We start from the raw sequence: 16,627 nt of genomic DNA on the forward strand, positions 1-16,627 counted from the left end.
CTGGCCTCGGGACTGGACGACGCGGCGACCGCTGCCGAGCGTGCGCTGCGGGGCGTGGAGTGGGAGGGCAAGACCGCCAAGGCGTTCGACAAGCGTTCCAAGGCGGCCCGCAAGCAGGCCACGGAGATGGCGCACGCGCTGCGCGAGGGTGCCAAGGCGCTGGACGACTTCGCGGACAAGGCGCACGAGTTGCTGTCCGAGATCGGCGTGATGCTCGCGGAGATCGTCGAGTTCGAGATCGCGGGCCTCGCGTTGTCGGTGCTGACCGCGGGAGCCTCGGAGGTGGCGTCCACGCTGATGGCCGGGGAGCGGGCGCTGAAGGTGCTGGCGCTGGTCGGGCGGATCGAGGAGGAGGGCACCGCCCTCGGGACCGCCGTGCGCGGGATCATGGAGGTCATCCGGGGGGTGGAGCGGGCGCTGAAGGCGCTGAAGGAGATCCGCGGGGTCGCCGAGGTGGCCAGGCTGGCCAAGGAGGGCGCGACGTTCTCCGCGTTCAGCACGCTGCTGGAGGATCCGGGGGCGTTCAAGGACCCGGAGAAGCTGGCCGGCATCCTCGCTGAGGGCGCGGTGATGGGCGTCGGGTTCGGGGTGCTGGGCAAGGCGCTGGGCAAGGGGTTGAAGGCGCTGGGGCCGGCGGCGCTGGCCAGGCTCAGCAAGTCGATGGGGCTGGACTGCGCGGCCTTCGAGCGGCTGAAGCTGAACCCGGGATTCAACAAGCTGCCCGCCTCGATCCGCAACCTGATCAAGACGTTTGTGCGGGACCCGATCGACGTGGCGACCGGCGACATGGCCCTGTCCCGCACCGACGTGTCCCTGCCGGGTGTGCTGTCTCTGGTCCTGGAACGCACGCACGTCTCGTCGTACCGGTGGGGCGGTTGGTTCGGGCCCAGTTGGGCGTCCACGCTCGACCAGCGCGTCCAGGCGGACGAGGAGGGCTTCGTGTACGCGGCGGCGGACGGCGCCCGCCTGTGCTTCCCCGTCCCCGACCCGGAGACCAACACCCCCGTCCGCCCACAGACGCCCGGCTCGCGCCTGACCCTGTCCTGGGACACCGAGACCGACGGCGCGGTCCGTGTCACCGACCCGGACACCGGCCTGGTCCACGTCTTCCACTCCCCGGTCGCCGCGGCCGGCGAGACCGCCGTCGACCTGCCCCTCCAGCACATCCTCGACCGCAACGGCAACCGCATCACCGTCGAGTACAAGGAAGGCGACATCCCCGGCGCCGTCGTGCACTCCGGCGGCTACCGCATCGCCCTCGACCACGACCCGGCCCGCTCCCGCATCACCGGCCTGCGCCTGCTCGACCCCGGTCGGCCGGACCGGACCGGCACCACCCTGCTCACCTTCACCTACGACGAGCACGGCCACCTGGCCGGGGAGACCAACTCCTCCGGCCTGCCCATGCGGTACGCCTACGACGCGGACGGCCGCATCACCTCCTGGACCGACCGCAACGACACCACGTACTGGTACCGGTACGACGACCAGGGCCGCGTGATCGCCACCGGAGGCACGGGCAACGCCCTCGCCTCCACCCTCGCCTACGACGACGCCAGCCGCACCACCCGTGTGACCGACTCCCTCGGCCACACCCGAGTCTACGAACACAACGAGAACCTGCGTCTCGTCCGCGAGACCGACCCACTCGGCAGCAGCATCGCGCAGGAATGGGACGAGGACCTCCAACTCACCTCGGTCAGCGATCCGTTGGGTGCGCTGCGCCGGTACGGCTACGACGAGCACGGCCGTGTGACGTCCGTGGTGCGCCCGGACGGTCGGGACTTGCGTTCCGAGTACGACGCACTCGGCCTGCCCACCGTCATCACAGGACCTGATGGCGCGGTCTGGCGTCAGGAGTACAACGAGCACGGCGACCGCGTCGCGGTGACCGACCCGGCCGGTGCCACCACCCGCTTCACCCACGATGCCAGGGGGCGGCTGACCGCAGTCACCGATGCCTTGGGGCACACCACACGCGTGCGGTGCGACGGCGCGGGACTCCCCGTCGAGATCACCGACCCTCTGGGGGCGCTCACCCGATACACGCGTGACTCCTTCGGCCGCCCGGGCGTGATCACCGACCCTCTCGGGCACGTGACCCGCCAGGAGTGGACCGTGGAGGGCAAGCTCGTCCGGCGCACCGGCGCAGACGGATCCAGTGAGACCTGGGCCTACGACGCCGAGGGCAACTGCACCGCGCACGAAGACGCCGCCGGAGCGGTCGCCCGGTTTGAATACACCCACTTCGACCTGCTGGCCGCCCGCACGGCGCCGGACGGCGTGCGTCACACCTATGCGTACGACACCGAGCTTCGTCTTGCACGGGTCACCAACCCCCGGGGGCTGACCTGGAGTTACGTGTATGACCCCACAGGTCGGCTCGTGGCCGAGACGGACTTCGACGGCCGTACCGTCACCTACGAACACGACGACGCGGGGCGTCTCACCGCCAGCACCGATGCCCTGGGCCACACCAGCAGGTTCGAGCGGGACGTGCTCGGACAGGTCACGCGAAAGACCGCCCCCGACCAGGTCACGGAGTTCACGTACACCTCGACGGGCCGTCTCGCCGGCGCCGTCACGGCTGAAGCGACCCTGCTGCGGACGTACGACGTCGCAGGCCAGGTGCTGTCCGAAACCGTCAACGGTCGCACCATCGCCTACGAATACGACCTGATGGGCCGCCGCACGAGGCGTACGACGCCCACCGGGGTCGTCAGCACCTGGAACCACGACGCTGCGGGAAACTGCGTCCAGGCGACCAGCGGCGGGCACACGATCAGCTTCACGCACGACGCGGCAGGCCAGGAACTGGGGCGTACGGTCGGTACCACCACGCTGACCCGCTCCGTCGACGCACGCGGCCGCCTCACCGCTCAGTCCGTGCTCGACGCCGCCGGCGACGCGGTCCTGGCGAGGGGCTACGCCTACCGGGCTGACGGCCACCTCGTCCGCGTCGATGACCGACTGAACGGCACGCGCCACTTCGATCTCGACGCCGTCGGCCGTGTCACGCAGGTCCGCGCCCTGGAGTGGACGGAACGCTACACATACGACGCGGCCGGCAACCAGACCAGCGCCGCCTGGCCGGACACGCACGCAGGCCACGACGCCACGGGCCCGCGTAGTTACGTCGGTACGCGGATCACCCGTGCCGGGAGCGTTCGTTACGAGCACGACGCTGCAGGCCGCATCGTGTTGCGACGGAAGACCCGTATGTCCCGCAGACCCGACACCTGGCGCTACACCTGGAACACCGAAGACCGCCTCACCTCGGTCACCACGCCGGACGGCATCCAGTGGCAGTACCTGTACGACCCGCTCGGGCGACGCATCGCGAAGATGCGGCTGGCCACGGACGGCGTCACGGTCGTCGAGCGGACGACGTTCGCCTGGGACGGTGCCATCCTCTGCGAACAGACCACCTCCGCCGTCGAGTTGCCCCGCCCGGTCACCCTCACCTGGGACCACAAGGGGCTGCACCCGGTCGCGCAGATCGAACGCGTAGGCGCGGCCGAGGCGACGCAGGACGAGATCGACGACCGCTTCTTCGCCATCGTCACCGACCTTGTCGGCACCCCCACCGAGCTGATCGACGAAGCAGGCCGCGTCGCCTGGCGTACCCGAGCCACCCTGTGGGGCACGACGACCTGGACGTCCGGCAGCACGACGTACACACCCTTGCGATTTCCGGGCCAGTACTTCGACCCGGAGACGGAACTCCACTACAACTACCACCGGCACTACGACCCGGAGACGGCCCGCTACCTCACCGCCGACCCCCTCGGCCTCGCACCGGCTCCCAATCCGTCCGCCTACGTCGACAACCCGCACGCGTGGACCGACCCACTGGGACTCGCCCCGCGCTGCGAAGACCTGATTCCCGGATTCCGCAAACAGACGGACCATCCGCTCAGCCGACGGATCCACATCGGCGAGGACGGCAAGGTCACGATCACTGGCAAGGGAGCGCTGTACGTCAACCTCAGTGGGGACATAGGACACACGGTACGGTTCCGTGGTGAGAGCGGGCAGATCGTAGAATTCCAGATCTCGTCGGAGTTCCGGGAGCAGATCAGAAGGACGGCGATCCCCCAGAAACAGCCGGACGGGCTGGGGTTCACCAAGGACGAGTGGAAACAACTCAAGAGGATCTGCCCTGAGATCTCGGACCCCACGATGGGTGACGACCTCTATGGAATTCCCAGTGGCATGCTCGATGAGTTCAGGCGTGAAGTGGCGAAGTATCCGGGCAGAATAGTCCAGGAAAGCTGATGGAGATATCCCCGAAATGATTCACGAAATCGAGGACATCGAGCAGGAGAGAGCCAGGCTGTCGGACCGGCCGGCTCCGGAGGACGCGCCTCCTGTCCTGTGTGCCTTCGAGGTGCGCACCAGCGGTACGGTTCCGGAGTTCCACGAGAGGCTGTGCTCCGTCCTGGACCCCGCTCTCCGGCTGGCGCTGTCGCAGTCGTTCGACGGCGAGGACCTTCCCGCCGACGCGATTCCCGACTGGTTCGCCGCTGCCGGTGAGGGGGGCGCGGTGCCCGATTTCACGAGAAGAGGTATGGATCGTTATGCCTCCGCGATCGGAGGGGGGCGGTGGGAGCTTCAGGAATGGCTTTACCAGTTCGACCCCGAATCCGAATTCCGGGGGTGGGCCTGGTGGGATCTGACGTCCTCGGGCGATCGTGAAGCCGTCATCTGGGTTGACACATGGGGCGAGTCCTTCTTCGCTTGCGATGAGCTGCGCTGGCTGGCATACGTCTCCGGCGGTGAGGAGGTGAGCGGTCCGAGGCTTGTCGGGGCCGATGGCTGGGTCGCCGCAGTCACACCCTGAACTCGGCGTCGGATCCTCGTATGCATGCGCGTGGCCACCCGTCAGTAAGGTGGCTGCCAGACGAAGGTCACCGACGATGCGTCCGCACGGGGATATCGGAGAGACAGTGGACAACCCTTTCGCCCCGCCGCCTCCTTCCGGCAACGGGCCTTCACCTGCCTGGTCCGAGCTGGACGAGTATCTGTGGCACTCGTGCGACATCGTCGCCGACCTGATCGAGAGGCGGATCGATCGGCGTCCGCTGGTCGCCACCGTCGCCCGGCTCGAACCCGGTGACCGCGCACTGGCCGTCGGCCCTGCGCAGCGTCTGACCTGGAGGGCTGCCGGCGACGGCCGCTACGCGCACCAGAACGTCGTCGCCTTCGGCAGCCCCGCGTTCGTGATCGGCAGCATGGTCGGCTCGGCGATCGGCAACTCCGCCCGGCGCCGTGCGGCGGCCGACGACGCCCAACTCCGCTGGACGGCCGACGGATCCGGCGAAATCACCGTCACCACACGCAAGGTCTACTTCGGTCACCCGCACTGTCCGCTCGACCTCGCCTGGGGCGGCCTCGACACCATCGACCTCGTCGCACCGGACGTCTTCCAGACCAGCTTCCAGAACATCAACAACGGCCGGTATACGACGGTCCAGCTCCGCACCCCGTGGGCGTCCCTGCTGTTCGTCCTGGCCGCGATCACGGCGTTCCCCGCTCACCCACGGTTGCTGGGGCGAGGCTGGCTTCTGCCGGACTTCGAGAGCCGGTGCACACAGATCGGCCGGCCATGCCGCCCGGCAGCCCGCCTCCTGCTGGAGAGAACCGTTTGATCCGCGCGTACGTCGACAGCGTCGAAGCCTTCCGGCACAGACCGCTGTCTGAGATCTCCGAGGAGGCTGCGGTCTCGTGGCCCTGGACGATCACCTCGTGAATGCGCAGGTACTGCGGTCCCTCTACGGGGAGGGGCTCCCTGATGCGCTGGCCGGTGTACGGATCCGCTCCGTCAACCTCAACTGGCGTGGGCCGACTGTGCGGTTGCGGATCGATCTGCCGGGATTCCCGCGGACGCCGCCCGCGGAATGGGGCGATGCCGACACCGTGCAGTGTCAGTTGGAGTTTCTCGCCGTGGAGCCGATCGCGGTGGCGGAGTGGGAGCCGCCGGTCGTCGGGGACGTGCGGATGGTGCGGGCCGGGGACGCCGGTGCGCGGCGGATGCGGGTCGAGGTGGTGGGGAGAGGGGTGGATCTGCGGTTCGAGTGCTACGAGAGGGCGACCGTGCGGCATGTGAGTGCGTTCCGATGCGGGGGTGACGGGGGTGACGGCGGGCCTCATCGGTTCGTCAGCAAGGTCGACTCACGGCTGTACACCTTCCTTCCCGCCACCGATGAGAAGACCTTCTATGAGCACTGATTGGAGAGAGGTCCTCGATGCCTACGACTGGTCCCTGTCCTACGTCCATCTCGACGAGCGTGAGGACTCGGTGACCCTCGGGTTCGGGCGGAGGGCGGGCAGCGAGGGGCTCGAATTCCATGTGGTGTTCACGGGAGTCGAGGGCCTGCGGGTCACCGGGTGGGGGGCCACAGAGGCCCAGCGGGTGCGTGTGTCCGGGGTGGAGGAGGGCGGGTACGACGTGCTGCTCGGGCGGGAGGAGTCCGGGATCCGGTTCCGGGCCGCCGGTGCCCGTCTCGGTGGCCGCCGTTCCGGTCCGGTGGGGTCTGACCAGGCGGCCGTCGACGAGGACGCCCCCGCCCCGGGCCGGTCGTACCGCTTCCTCTAGCGCTCCCGCTCCCGCTCCCGCAGCCCCAGCACCGCCACCGCCGCCAGCAGCGCCAGTCCCGCCGACACCGCGAGGGCGGTGTTCGCGCCGTGGCCCGGGCCGCCGCTCGACGAGGTCACGATGGCGATCGTCAGGGCGACGCCCGCGCAGGAGCCGATGTAGCGGAAGGTCTGCTGGGCGCCGGAGCCCATGGCGGCACGGGCCGCCGGGACCGATTCGACCGAGAGCAGGGGCAGGGCGGCGTTCAGGAGGCCGCTGCCGATGCCGCCCAGGGCCAGGCCCGGCAGCAGGCGTTGCCAGGAGCCCGAGTCGATGGCGCCGAGCATGGTCAGGACGCCGGCCGCGTGGAGGGTGAAGCCGACCGCCAGCTGCCGGCGGGGCGGGACGCGGCCGGCCAGGCGCTTGGCCTGGAGCGCCACCGTGAAGGACAGGCCGGACCAGAGCAGGAACAGCCACGCCGTGTCCAGCGGGGTCAGGCCGAGCACCTGCTGGAACAGGACCGGCAGGAAGCTGAAGAGACCGATCACCGCGAAGCCCGTGAACAGGCCGCCGGCGGAGGAGGCCAGGAAGCTCGGGCGGCGCAGCAGGCTCAGGTCGATCATGGGGGTCGTGGTGCGGCGCTCCACCAGGACGAAGACGGCTATGAGGACCACCGCGGCCAGGAACAGCAGGCCCACCTCTGACCGTAGCCAGCCGTCGCGGCCCAGGGTGAGCGCGGCCACCAGGGAGACCAGCGCCAGGCCGAAGGTGAGGGCGCCCAGGATGTCGGGGCGGCCGCCCCTCGGGGAGCGGGATTCGGTGAGCGCCCGTGGTGACAGGGCCGCCACCAGCAGCGTCGCCGCGGCCAGGACGGCGTAGGCCACCCGCCAGTTGGGCAGCACGGTCGCCAGGAGCGGGCCCGTCGCGATACCGCCGCTGACAAAGGCACCCCACACGCCCGTCGCGTGCAGCCGGCCGCGTGGGCTCGGGAAGGCGTGCACCAGCAGGCCGAGGCTGCTCGCCAGGATCGCCGCACTGGCCGCGCCCTGGGCGACACGGGCCAGCGTGAACAGCCAGGTGGAGTCGGTCAACGCGCCGAGGGCGGTGGTGATGCCCAGCGTCAGCGTGCCGAGCAGGAAGATCCGGCGGCGGCCGAAGTCGTCGGCGAGGCTGCCGGCCACCAGGAGGAGGGCGGCCAGGCCGAGTGGGGTGCCGTTGATCAGCCAGGCCTGGGCGGAGACCGGGGTGTGCAGGTCGGCCGCGGTGTCGCGGAGGGTGACTACGGGCGCGGTGTACGTCATCAGGCTCACGGCGGTGGCCGCGCTGGTCAGGGCCAGGGTGGCGCGGGCGCGGGGCGTCGTGTCGGGGTGGGGTGCCGCGGGCTTGTGTCGGCCACTCGGCGCTTCGACCTCAGTGAGGGTTCGTTCATTGAACTCAGCCATGGCAGTACCGTAGCATCGTCGGTTCGTTCATTGAACCCAAGACTGGGAACTGACTAAGGTGGTCCCCATGGCACTGGGCAAGGACTATGTGACGCAGGAGTGCTCGATCGCCCGCGCGCTGGAGGTCGTCGGCGAGCGCTGGACGCTGCTCGTCGTCCGCGACGCGCTCTACGGCGTCCGGCGCTACAACGACTTCCTCGTCCACCTCGGCATCCCGCGCGCCGTCCTGTCGGCCCGCCTCAGGACGCTCACCGAGGAGGGGATCCTGGAGAAGCGCCGGTACCAGGAGTCGCCGCCCCGGGACGAGTACGTCATCACCGAGCGAGGGATCGCGCTCTTCCCCGCGCTGCGCGCCCTCGCCCTCTGGGGGCGCGAGCACCTCATGGACTGCCGGCTGCGCTACTTCCGGCACGCGGACTGCGGCACCGAACTCGGTCCGTACGGCGAATGTCCCGCCTGCGGAACCGTCGTGCCCGTCGCCGACGTTCTCATTGCGCCGGGACCGGGACTCGACCCCGACCCGGCCGATCCGGTCAGCCGGGCGCTCCTGAAGCCCAAGAGGCTCCTGGAGCCGCTGGAAACCGATCATGTATAAACGGCGGTGACAACAGGGGCAGTGACAACAGCGAGGGGGGAGCGAGCATGCGCGTGAACAGCCGCTGGGTGCTGCTGCCCCGTCCGGCCGCCGTCCTGCTGCTCCTCCTGCTCGATCTCCTGCTGCTCGACTCCGGCAGCCTCTTCACCACCGTCGCGCTCGCCGCGACCGCCGCCGTCGGCTCGGCCCTCGCCGTCGCCGCCTTCCGCGCGGCCCGCTCCGCACCCGCCGTGCCGCCCACCCGGGTCCGCACCGCGATCCGCGACCGGGCCCGGCGTACCGCCTTCCTGCCGCAACGCGACCCGGACGCCAAGGGCCGCAGCCGCCCCCGAGCCCCCGGACACGCCCTCCCGGCGACCACCGCGTAAGGCACCCGAGAGCCTGTTCCGGGTGACCCCGCGCGGGTCGTCATGCCGTCCCACCTCTTCACCCACGGCACGACGAGACCCCCGGAGGGCTCCCACCCATGTCCGTTTTCGCTGCCCTGGTCGAGCAACTCGCCGACCTGCTCCAGCCGTTCTTCCACGCCTCCGCGGCCGCCGCCGCGATCGTCCTGTTCACCGCCCTCGTACGACTGCTCGTGCATCCCCTGTCCCGTGCCGCCGCCCGCGGCCAGCGTGCCCGGGCCGCGCTCCAGCCGAGCATCGCCGAGCTGAGGAAGAAGCACGGCAAGGACCAGGAGGCGCTGCAGAAGGCCGTGCTGGAGCTGCACGCGCAGGAGAAGGTGTCACCGCTGTCCGGCTGTCTGCCCGGGCTGCTGCAACTGCCCGCGTTCTTCCTCCTGTACCACCTCTTCTCCAACTCCACGATCGGCGGCCGTGACAACAACCTGCTGAACCACTCGTTGCTGGGCGCCCCCCTCGGCGGGCGGGGTGTCGACGTCCTCGGCAACGGGGTCGGGGGCGCCGGGCCGGTCTATCTGGGGCTGTTCGTCCTCGTCGCCGCGGTCGCCACCTTCACCTTCCTGCGCACCAGGCGGACGACGGCGGCTGCGGTCCTGAGCGGCACGGAAGGCGAGCAGGTGCCGGGGCTCGGCGCGGTCACCAAGGTCACGCCCTACCTGTCGTACTTCACCCTGTTCACCGTGGCCGTGGTGCCGCTGGCCGCCGCGCTGTACGTGGTGACCAGCACGACGTGGAGCGCCGTCGAGCGTGCCGTGCTGTATCGATGAGGGCGGGAGTACGGTCCAGTACGTGAACAGGGTATTGCCCGCTGCAAGGTCTTCTCGGAGGATCGACCAGTCCTCCGATGGCTGCACCCATCGGCGGGGCGCCCGCTATCAAGGGAGATGGTGACGACCATGAAGCTGCTGCGAGTCGGAACGGCGGGGGCGGAGCGGCCCGCGCTGCTCGACGCCGAGGGGGTCCTGCGGGACCTGTCCGGGATCGTCGACGACATCGACGGAGCCCTGCTCGCCGACGAGGGCGCGCTCGGCCGGGTCCGCGCCGCCGCCGAGGCCGGGGAACTGCCCGCGCTCGACGCGACCGGGCTGCGGATCGGGCCGCCGCTGGGGCGGATCGGCAAGATCGTGTGCATCGGGCTCAACTACCACGACCACGCCCGCGAGACGGGCGCCGAGCCGCCGGCCGAGCCGGTCATCTTCTTCAAGGCCGCGGACACGGTCGTGGGGCCGAACGACACGGTGCTGGTCCCCCGCGGGTCCGTGAAGACCGACTGGGAGGTGGAGTTGGCGGTCGTCATCGGACGTACTGCGCGTTATCTGGCCGACGACGAGGATCCGCTGGCGTACGTCGCCGGGTACGCCGTCGCGCACGACGTGTCCGAGCGGGAGTTCCAGATCGAGCGGGGCGGGACCTGGGACAAGGGGAAGAACTGCGAGACGTTCAACCCGCTCGGCCCGTGGCTGGTCACGGCCGACGAGGTCGGGGATCCGCAGCAGCTGTCGCTGAAGCTCTGGGTCAACGGCGAGCTGAAGCAGGACGGGACCACCGGCGAGCAGATCTTCTCGGTCGCGGAAGTCGTGCGGTACGTCAGCCAGTTCATGGTCCTTTACCCCGGGGACGTCATCAACACGGGGACTCCGGCGGGGGTCGCGCTGGGGGCGCCCGAGCCGAAGCCGTTCCTGCGGGGCGGAGACGTGGTGGAGCTGGAGATCGCGGGGCTCGGTCGTCAGCGGCAGGAGTTCAAGGACGCGTAGGCGCTCCGCTGGGAGGCCGGGGAACTGCGGCGGTCGGTCGGCCGGCGGCCGGATCGGGCTGGTCGCGCAGTTCCCCGCGCCCCTAAAGGGGCGCACAGCTGACGGGGCTTACAGCTCCAGGAACTTCTCCAGGGCCTCCACCACGAAACGGTGGTCCTGGAGCTGGGGCAGGCCGGAGACCGTCACCGTCCCGATCACTCCCACGTTCTCCACGGTGATCGGGAAGGAGCCGCCGTGGGCCGCGAACTCGTCCGGGTCCAGGCGGGAGGACTCCTCGAACGTCGTGCCCTTCGCCCGGAAGCGGGCTCCCACCAGGTAGGACGCGGAGCCGTACCGCTCCACCACCCGGCGCTTGCGGGTGATCCACGCGTCGTTGTCGGGGGTGGAGCCGGGCAGGGCCGCGTGGAAGAGCTGCTGGCCGGCGCGGTGGATGTCGACGGCCACCGGGGCCTGCCGCTCCCGTGCCATCTCCACCAGCAGGGAACCGAGGGCCCACGCGTCGTCGTAGGTGAACTGCCGGAAGACCAGGAGGCGTTCCTGCTTCTCCAGCTCCTCCACCGACGGGGTGAGCTCGGGGGTGGACCGGGGAGTGATCTGCGGGTGGTGCATCAGAGGGTCACCGTCACCTTGTCTCGCGCCGAGCGGCGGGCTGCTTCCAGTACGTCCAGGGCGGCGGCCGCCTCCAGCGCGGTCACCGGGTTGGGGCCTTCGCCCCGCAGGGCCTCGGCCACGGCCGCGTAGTACGCGGGGTAGTCGCCGGGGAGAGTGGGAACGGCACGGCCGCCGCCGGTCACCGGGGACTCCCCGGCGCCGATCCTGCCGTACAGGGAGTCGGGCTCGACGCCCCATCCGGGGCCCGGCCGCTCGCCCTCGCGCAGCGCCGCCTCCTGCGGGTCCAGGCCGTACTTGACGTAACCCGCCTTCGAGCCCAGCACCCGGAATCGCGGGCCGAGCTGGGCCGCCGTCGCCGAGGCGTAGAGGTGGGAGCGGACACCGCTCGCGTGGGTGACGGCGATGAAGGTGTCGTCGTCGGTCTCGGCACCGTCCCGGCGGATGACCGACTCGGCGTACACCTCGGTGGCCGGGCCGAAGAGGACCAGGGCCTGGTCGACGACATGGCTGCCGAGGTCGTACAGGAGACCTCCGATCTCTGCCGGGTCGCCGGACTCGCGCCAGCCGCCCTTGGGCTGCGGCCGCCAGCGTTCGAAGCGGGACTCGAAGCGCCAGGGGTCGCCGAGCTCGCCCTGCTCGAGGAGGTCGCGCAGGGTGAGGAAGTCGTTGTCCCAGCGGCGGTTCTGGAACACCGAGAGCAGCAGGCCGCGCTCCTCGGCCAGGGCGGCCAGCTCGCGCGCCTCGGCCGCGGTGCCGGCCACCGGCTTGTCGACCACGACCGGCAGGCCGGCCTTGAGCGCGGTCGTCGCCAGCGGGACATGCGTCTTGTTCGGGGAGGCGATGACGATCAGGTCGAGGTCGCCGGACCGGTCGAACAGCTCGTCGGGGGTGGCGGCCGTCCGGACCTCGGGGAACTCGGCCTTCGCCTGCGCCTGCCGCTCGGGGTTCGAGGTGACCACCGTGTCCAGGGCGAGGCCCTCGGTGGCGGCGATCAGGGGGGCGTGGAAGACGGATCCGGCGAGGCCGTAGCCGATGAGGCCGACGCGGAGGGGAGTGGCAGCTGTCATGCCTCCCACTTTGGCAACGCTGTTGCTAAAGCGCAAGCGGTGGGGAGAATGGGTGGCGTGAACAGGACGAGGAGCGGACGACCGGGTGCAGCCGGAGCGAACCTGCCGGCCATGCGCAGCCACAACGCCGCGCTGGTGCTGGATCTGCTGCGTACGGCGGGGGAGGACGGCATCAGCCGGCTCGAACTGGCCGAGCGGACCGGGCTCACCCCGCAGGCGGTCAGCAAGATCACCGCCCGGCTGCGCGAGGGGGGCCTCGCGGCGGAGGCCGGACGGCGCGCGTCCACGGGGGGCAAGCCGGCCACCGTACTGCGGCTGGTGCCGGAGGCCGGGCACGCGGTCGGGTTGCAGCTCGACCGGGACGAGCTGCGTGCGGTGCTGGTCGACCTCGACGGCAGGGTCGTCGGCGAACGGCAGGGGGAGCTGGACCTGGGGGCCGGGGCGGCGGCCGTGCTGGGGGCCGCCGCGGAGCTGGTCGGCGAGCTGCGCGAGGAGGTGCCCGAGGAGGTCCTCGGGGTCGGGGTCGCGGCGCCCGGACCGCTCGACCACATCCACGGGGTGCTGCACCGGGTCACCGGGTTCCCCGAGTGGGACGGCTTCCCGCTGCGGGACGCGCTCGCCGAGCGGCTCGGGGTGCCGGTCGTCGTCGACAAGGACAGCAACGCGGCCGCCCTCGGACTCGCCGTCGGCGGCGAGGGCGGCTCCTTCGCCTACCTGCACCTCGGCACGGGGCTCGGCGCCGGACTGGTGATCGGCGACAGCGTGCACCGGGGGGCGCGGACCGGGGCGGGGGAGTTCGGGCACCAGGTCATCCAGCTGGACGGACCCCTGTGTCACTGCGGCAACCGGGGCTGCATCGAGGCGCTGTGCCTGGCGGCGGTGGGGCGCGCGGACCCGGACGAGGCGGCGCGGGTACTGGGCGCCGGGGCCGCGAACCTGGCCGCGCTGCTCGACATCGACCTCGTGCTGCTCGGCGGCCGTACGATCGCGGCCGCCCCGGGGACCTTCGTCCGCGGCGTCGCCGCCGTCCTGGACGCCCGCGCCCGCCGGGAGGGCAGCCTCGGTACGACCGTCCCCGTCCGGCTCGCCCCCGGCAGCGACCGGCGGGTCGCGGAGGGCGCGGCCCAGCTGCTGCTCGCCCCGCTGTTCGGCCGCGCGGACGGCTGATGGCGGACGGCTTACGGCCTGAGGGCTTACGGCTGACGGCTGACGGCAGGGGCGCAGGGGGCTGATCGAGCGGAGTTGGTGTGCCCTTGCGGAGTGGCACCGGTCCGGTCCCGGCGGTGCCCGGCATGATCACATGATCATGCGACTGAGCACGTCCCTGTCCCTCTGCGTGGCCGCAGCCGCCGTTCTCGCCCCCGTGCCGTCGGCGACCGCCGCGCCCCTGTCGTCGTCGGAGACCACCGCCGTCGCCGACACGTCCTGCGCGGGCGCCGACGAGCAGGGCTTCCCCCTCGCCACCCGCATCCACGACGGCCCCTCGTCCTACGAGGCCGGCGGCGGTTACGGCACCTGGTACCTGGACCTCACCAACACCACCGACCGCACCTGCACCGACGTCCACCCGGTCGTCGTCCTCGTCGACGACAAACGGGCCCTCAAGCCCTCCCAGACCGAGTTGGAGTTCTACGACGGCCCGCACACCCGCCCGGTGCCGCTGACCGAGACCGACGAGTCCGAGCTGGTCGGCGTGTTCGACGGGAACGACTTCCCGGGGTTCACCGTGGCGCCCGGGGCGACCGTCTCGGTCAAGGTCAGACTCGCCGTCACCTCCGACGCCGGGCCGAACGCGGTCACGGCCAACGCGGCCGTCGTACAGCGGCGGGGGTCGGACGGCGACTGGGTGGGTGAGTCGAACGACTACCGCTTCGGCATCGGCGGCGAACCGCCGCCCGCGAGCCTTGCCCCCGCGGTCCCCTCCATCGGCGCGGAGGTCGGCCCGGGAACCTCCCCGGGAACCTCCGCGGGGACCGGCCCGCACGCCACCCCCGGCAGCAGCCCCGACGCCAGCCCGGGGGCGACCCCCGAGGCCACCCCTGGGGGCACCCCCACCGCCTCCCCGGGCAGCGCCCTGCCCTTCGCCGAGGCGGCCGAGGAGGCCGGAGAACGCGCCCGCGAACTGGCCGGCACCGGCCTCGGCCTGGCCCACGGGCTGCTCGCGGCCACCGTCGCCCTGCTCGCCGTAGGGGGCAGCCTGTTCCTGCTGGCCCGCAGACGGCGGTGAAGCGGTGTCCGAGGCTGACCGGCGCGCACGACGCGGACGCGCTGCGGGCGGCCGGGGCGACCCATGTGCTGGACTCGGTCGCGCAGTTGCCGGGAGTGCTCGCATGACCAGCGGTATCCGCTTCGACTCCGTCACGGTCGCCTGCTTCGGGAACGTCGTCCCGAGAACGGCAGGAAGCTCCTCGACTTCATGCTCGCGGGCAAGCGGCAGCAGGAGGTCGGCTCGGTCGGCGGCGGCTTTCAGCGCCCGTACCGACGTGCAGGCCCTCGACGCCAACGCCGTCCTCACGTCGTACGTCGACGCCTGGAAGTCCGCCAGCGGCAGCTGAGCCTTGCGGCCCGCGGCGACCGACGGGGTCGCGTTCACGCGGTCCTGACTAGGCTGGGGGCGTCGGTACGCCGTGGTTCCGGCGCCCTCGCTCACGCATGTCCGCATGTACGCCATCCGCACGCCAGGAGACGCACCACATGGCAGACCGCAAGCCCATCGAGTCATGGCTCACCGACATGGACGGGGTTCTCATCCACGAGGGCGTCCCGATCCCCGGGGCGGACGCCTTCCTGAAGAAGCTGCGGGACTCCGAGAAGCCCTTCCTGGTCCTCACCAACAACTCCATCTACACCGCCCGTGACCTGCACGCACGGCTGCGCCGGATGGGCCTGGACGTGCCGGTGGAGAACATCTGGACCTCGGCCCTGGCCACCGCCCAGTTCCTGGACGACCAGCGGCCCGGCGGCAGCGCCTACGTCATCGGCGAGGCCGGCCTGACCACCGCGCTGCACGACATCGGGTACATCCTCACCGACCACGAACCCGACTTCGTGATCCTCGGCGAGACCCGCACCTACTCCTTCGAGGCGCTCACCAAGGCCGTGCGCCTGATCAACGACGGCGCCCGGTTCATCGCCACCAACCCCGACAACGTCGGCCCGTCCGCCGAGGGCGACCTGCCCGCGACCGGCTCGGTCGCCGCGCTGATCACCGCCGCGACCGGCAAGGAGCCGTACTTCGTCGGCAAGCCCAACCCGCTGATGATGCGGGCCGGGCTGAACGCGATCGGCGCCCACTCGGAGACCTCCGCGATGATCGGCGACCGCATGGACACCGACGTCCTCGCGGGCCTGGAGGCCGGGATGCGCACCTTCCTGGTGCTGTCCGGCGTCACCCAGCCGGACGACGTGGACCGCTACCCGTTCCGCCCCTCCGAGGTCGTGGACTCGATCGCGGACCTCGTCGACCGGATCTGAACCGCCGTTCGAGCCGCGTCTGACCGGCCGGGCACCAAACCCGATCTCACTCGTACGGAGCAACAAGGCGCCCCCCGGGGATGCGGGGGCGCCCGGTGCGGGGGAGCCTCCAGATATCTGGAGGTTCACGATGGGCTCACTTCGCCTCACTCTCTGTACCGGACTCCTGGCCTGCGCGGCCGGCCTCTCCCCGGCGGCCGCCCACGCGGCGGACGGCCAGGGGGTCACCGTGACCCCGGCCTCCCCGGCCCCGGGATCCGTCGTGGCGCTGCGGGTGAGCGGCTGCTCCGGTACGACCGGCACCGCCTCCTCGGCGGCCTTCGTCTCGGACGCCCGCGTCAGCGGCTACGACGGCACCCTGGCCGGCGAGAGCCAGGTCCGCTCCACGATCGGCGCCGGCACCTACGACGTGAAGGTCACCTGTGCCGGCGCCGTCGTCAACGGCACCGTCACCGTCGTAGGGCAGTCGCCCCTCGCACAGTCCCAGGCCGGGCAGCCGGACGGATCCGGCGTCCTGCCCGCCACGCCGGTCGCGCCCGTGCACGCGGGCGGCGGCGGCACCGCCCCGCTCGCCTCGGTCGAGCCCCGCTCGACCGGTCCCGACACCGCGCAGGCGGTCACCGGTCTCGTCCTCGCCGGGTTCGCCGCGGCCGCCGTCGCGCTGCTGGGCGGCCGGCGGAGCCGCGACTCACGCTGAGGAGA

16 protein-coding genes and 2 pseudogenes are annotated in these 16,627 nt (G+C 71.3%); 15 read left to right on the forward strand and 3 right to left on the reverse strand.

Translation table 11 applies throughout. The annotated features are described in order from the left end of the window. The 5 genes from AB0D59_RS34065 to AB0D59_RS34085 form a co-directional block, all read left to right on the forward strand. Positions 1 to 4,278 (forward strand): DUF6531 domain-containing protein (locus AB0D59_RS34065; RefSeq protein ID WP_362573943.1); only part of this gene is annotated, 4,278 nt, incomplete at its 5' end. Between the two features lie 16 nt (positions 4,279 to 4,294). Beyond that, positions 4,295 to 4,843: a hypothetical protein gene (locus tag AB0D59_RS34070; protein ID WP_362573946.1), complete on the forward strand. Its 549-nt coding sequence runs from the start codon at positions 4,295 to 4,297 to the stop codon at positions 4,841 to 4,843. A gap of 106 nt (positions 4,844 to 4,949) precedes the next feature. Beyond that, a complete protein-coding gene (locus tag AB0D59_RS34075) occupies positions 4,950 to 5,651 on the forward strand; it encodes a hypothetical protein (RefSeq protein ID WP_362573949.1) in 702 nt (233 codons plus the stop codon). 97 nt (positions 5,652 to 5,748) lie between these two features. After that, the gene (locus tag AB0D59_RS34080) at positions 5,749 to 6,231 is read left to right on the forward strand and encodes an Imm50 family immunity protein (protein WP_362573951.1); all 483 of its coding nucleotides are present in this window, start codon (positions 5,749 to 5,751) and stop codon (positions 6,229 to 6,231) included. Then, positions 6,221 to 6,598, forward strand: a complete 378-nt coding sequence (locus AB0D59_RS34085) for a hypothetical protein (protein ID WP_362573953.1) — start codon at positions 6,221 to 6,223, stop codon at positions 6,596 to 6,598. The genes AB0D59_RS34080 and AB0D59_RS34085 overlap by 11 nt, the downstream gene beginning before the upstream one ends. On the opposite strand, the gene AB0D59_RS34090 is transcribed toward AB0D59_RS34085, so the two are convergent. Next, entirely contained in the window at positions 6,595 to 8,019 is a 1,425-nt protein-coding gene (locus AB0D59_RS34090) for an MFS transporter (protein ID WP_362573956.1), read from the reverse strand. The two genes, AB0D59_RS34085 and AB0D59_RS34090, sit on opposite strands and share 4 nt — an antisense overlap. A gap of 67 nt (positions 8,020 to 8,086) precedes the next feature. Between AB0D59_RS34090 and AB0D59_RS34095 the strand changes: the two genes are divergently transcribed. The 4 genes from AB0D59_RS34095 (at position 8,087) to AB0D59_RS34110 (ending at position 10,772) form a co-directional block, all read left to right on the forward strand. Beyond that, on the forward strand, positions 8,087 to 8,614 hold the full coding sequence (locus AB0D59_RS34095) for a helix-turn-helix domain-containing protein (RefSeq protein WP_362573958.1): 528 nt from the start codon (positions 8,087 to 8,089) through the stop codon (positions 8,612 to 8,614). A gap of 47 nt (positions 8,615 to 8,661) precedes the next feature. Continuing rightward, a complete protein-coding gene (locus AB0D59_RS34100) occupies positions 8,662 to 8,982 on the forward strand; it encodes a DUF6412 domain-containing protein (RefSeq protein ID WP_362573961.1) in 321 nt (106 codons plus the stop codon). A 98-nt stretch (positions 8,983 to 9,080) separates the two neighbouring features. Further along, entirely contained in the window at positions 9,081 to 9,785 is a 705-nt protein-coding gene (yidC, locus tag AB0D59_RS34105) for a membrane protein insertase YidC (RefSeq protein ID WP_362573964.1), read from the forward strand. A gap of 129 nt (positions 9,786 to 9,914) precedes the next feature. Then, positions 9,915 to 10,772, forward strand: a complete 858-nt coding sequence (locus AB0D59_RS34110) for a fumarylacetoacetate hydrolase family protein (RefSeq protein ID WP_362573966.1) — start codon at positions 9,915 to 9,917, stop codon at positions 10,770 to 10,772. A gap of 108 nt (positions 10,773 to 10,880) precedes the next feature. On the opposite strand, the gene AB0D59_RS34115 is transcribed toward AB0D59_RS34110, so the two are convergent. Both AB0D59_RS34115 and AB0D59_RS34120 read right to left on the reverse strand, forming a co-directional pair. Continuing rightward, positions 10,881 to 11,381: a heme-degrading domain-containing protein gene (locus AB0D59_RS34115; RefSeq protein ID WP_362573969.1), complete on the reverse strand. Its 501-nt coding sequence runs from the start codon at positions 11,379 to 11,381 to the stop codon at positions 10,881 to 10,883. After that, positions 11,381 to 12,451 (reverse strand): Gfo/Idh/MocA family oxidoreductase, encoded by a 1,071-nt coding sequence (locus AB0D59_RS34120; protein ID WP_362573972.1) that lies wholly within the window; start codon positions 12,449 to 12,451, stop codon positions 11,381 to 11,383. The genes AB0D59_RS34115 and AB0D59_RS34120 overlap by 1 nt, the downstream gene beginning before the upstream one ends. A 48-nt stretch (positions 12,452 to 12,499) precedes the next feature. On the opposite strand from AB0D59_RS34120, the gene AB0D59_RS34125 reads away from it, so the two are divergent. The 6 genes and pseudogenes from AB0D59_RS34125 (at position 12,500) to AB0D59_RS34150 (ending at position 16,622) form a co-directional block, all read left to right on the forward strand. Next, on the forward strand, positions 12,500 to 13,618 hold the full coding sequence (locus AB0D59_RS34125) for an ROK family transcriptional regulator (RefSeq protein WP_362573974.1): 1,119 nt from the start codon (positions 12,500 to 12,502) through the stop codon (positions 13,616 to 13,618). A gap of 133 nt (positions 13,619 to 13,751) precedes the next feature. Continuing rightward, positions 13,752 to 14,678, forward strand: coding sequence for a hypothetical protein (locus tag AB0D59_RS34130; RefSeq protein WP_362573977.1), 927 nt, complete (start codon positions 13,752 to 13,754; stop codon positions 14,676 to 14,678). A gap of 14 nt (positions 14,679 to 14,692) precedes the next feature. After that, a pseudogene (locus AB0D59_RS34135) lies at positions 14,693 to 14,785 on the forward strand (haloacid dehalogenase); the annotation flags it as partial. Between the two features lie 55 nt (positions 14,786 to 14,840). Beyond that, positions 14,841 to 15,006 (forward strand): annotated as a pseudogene (locus AB0D59_RS34140) (2-aminoethylphosphonate ABC transporter substrate-binding protein); the annotation flags it as partial. A 139-nt stretch (positions 15,007 to 15,145) separates the two neighbouring features. After that, positions 15,146 to 15,925, forward strand: a complete 780-nt coding sequence (locus AB0D59_RS34145; protein WP_362573980.1) for an HAD-IIA family hydrolase — start codon at positions 15,146 to 15,148, stop codon at positions 15,923 to 15,925. A gap of 130 nt (positions 15,926 to 16,055) precedes the next feature. Next, a complete protein-coding gene (locus AB0D59_RS34150) occupies positions 16,056 to 16,622 on the forward strand; it encodes a hypothetical protein (protein WP_362573982.1) in 567 nt (188 codons plus the stop codon). The last annotated feature ends 5 nt before the right edge of the window (positions 16,623 to 16,627 follow it).

Origin of the sequence: Streptomyces sp. NPDC048417 (assembly GCF_040651615.1) — a bacterium.
In the GTDB taxonomy this organism is placed as follows: domain Bacteria; phylum Actinomycetota; class Actinomycetes; order Streptomycetales; family Streptomycetaceae; genus Streptomyces.

What these genes read in the sequence shown, in the direction of transcription:
- AB0D59_RS34070 (WP_362573946.1), top strand. Translation starts at nt 4,295, where the DNA reads ATGATTCACGAAATCGAGGACATCGAGCAGGAGAGAGCCAGGCTGTCG.
- AB0D59_RS34085 (WP_362573953.1), top strand. Translation starts at nt 6,221, where the DNA reads ATGAGCACTGATTGGAGAGAGGTCCTCGATGCCTACGACTGGTCCCTG.
- AB0D59_RS34090 (WP_362573956.1), bottom strand. Translation starts at nt 8,019, where the DNA reads ATGGCTGAGTTCAATGAACGAACCCTCACTGAGGTCGAAGCGCCGAGT.
- AB0D59_RS34095 (WP_362573958.1), top strand. Translation starts at nt 8,087, where the DNA reads ATGGCACTGGGCAAGGACTATGTGACGCAGGAGTGCTCGATCGCCCGC.
- AB0D59_RS34100 (WP_362573961.1), top strand. Translation starts at nt 8,662, where the DNA reads ATGCGCGTGAACAGCCGCTGGGTGCTGCTGCCCCGTCCGGCCGCCGTC.
- yidC (WP_362573964.1), top strand. Translation starts at nt 9,081, where the DNA reads ATGTCCGTTTTCGCTGCCCTGGTCGAGCAACTCGCCGACCTGCTCCAG.
- AB0D59_RS34110 (WP_362573966.1), top strand. Translation starts at nt 9,915, where the DNA reads ATGAAGCTGCTGCGAGTCGGAACGGCGGGGGCGGAGCGGCCCGCGCTG.
- AB0D59_RS34115 (WP_362573969.1), bottom strand. Translation starts at nt 11,381, where the DNA reads ATGCACCACCCGCAGATCACTCCCCGGTCCACCCCCGAGCTCACCCCG.
- AB0D59_RS34120 (WP_362573972.1), bottom strand. Translation starts at nt 12,451, where the DNA reads ATGACAGCTGCCACTCCCCTCCGCGTCGGCCTCATCGGCTACGGCCTC.
- AB0D59_RS34125 (WP_362573974.1), top strand. Translation starts at nt 12,500, where the DNA reads ATGGGTGGCGTGAACAGGACGAGGAGCGGACGACCGGGTGCAGCCGGA.
- AB0D59_RS34130 (WP_362573977.1), top strand. Translation starts at nt 13,752, where the DNA reads ATGATCATGCGACTGAGCACGTCCCTGTCCCTCTGCGTGGCCGCAGCC.
- AB0D59_RS34145 (WP_362573980.1), top strand. Translation starts at nt 15,146, where the DNA reads ATGGCAGACCGCAAGCCCATCGAGTCATGGCTCACCGACATGGACGGG.
- AB0D59_RS34150 (WP_362573982.1), top strand. Translation starts at nt 16,056, where the DNA reads ATGGGCTCACTTCGCCTCACTCTCTGTACCGGACTCCTGGCCTGCGCG.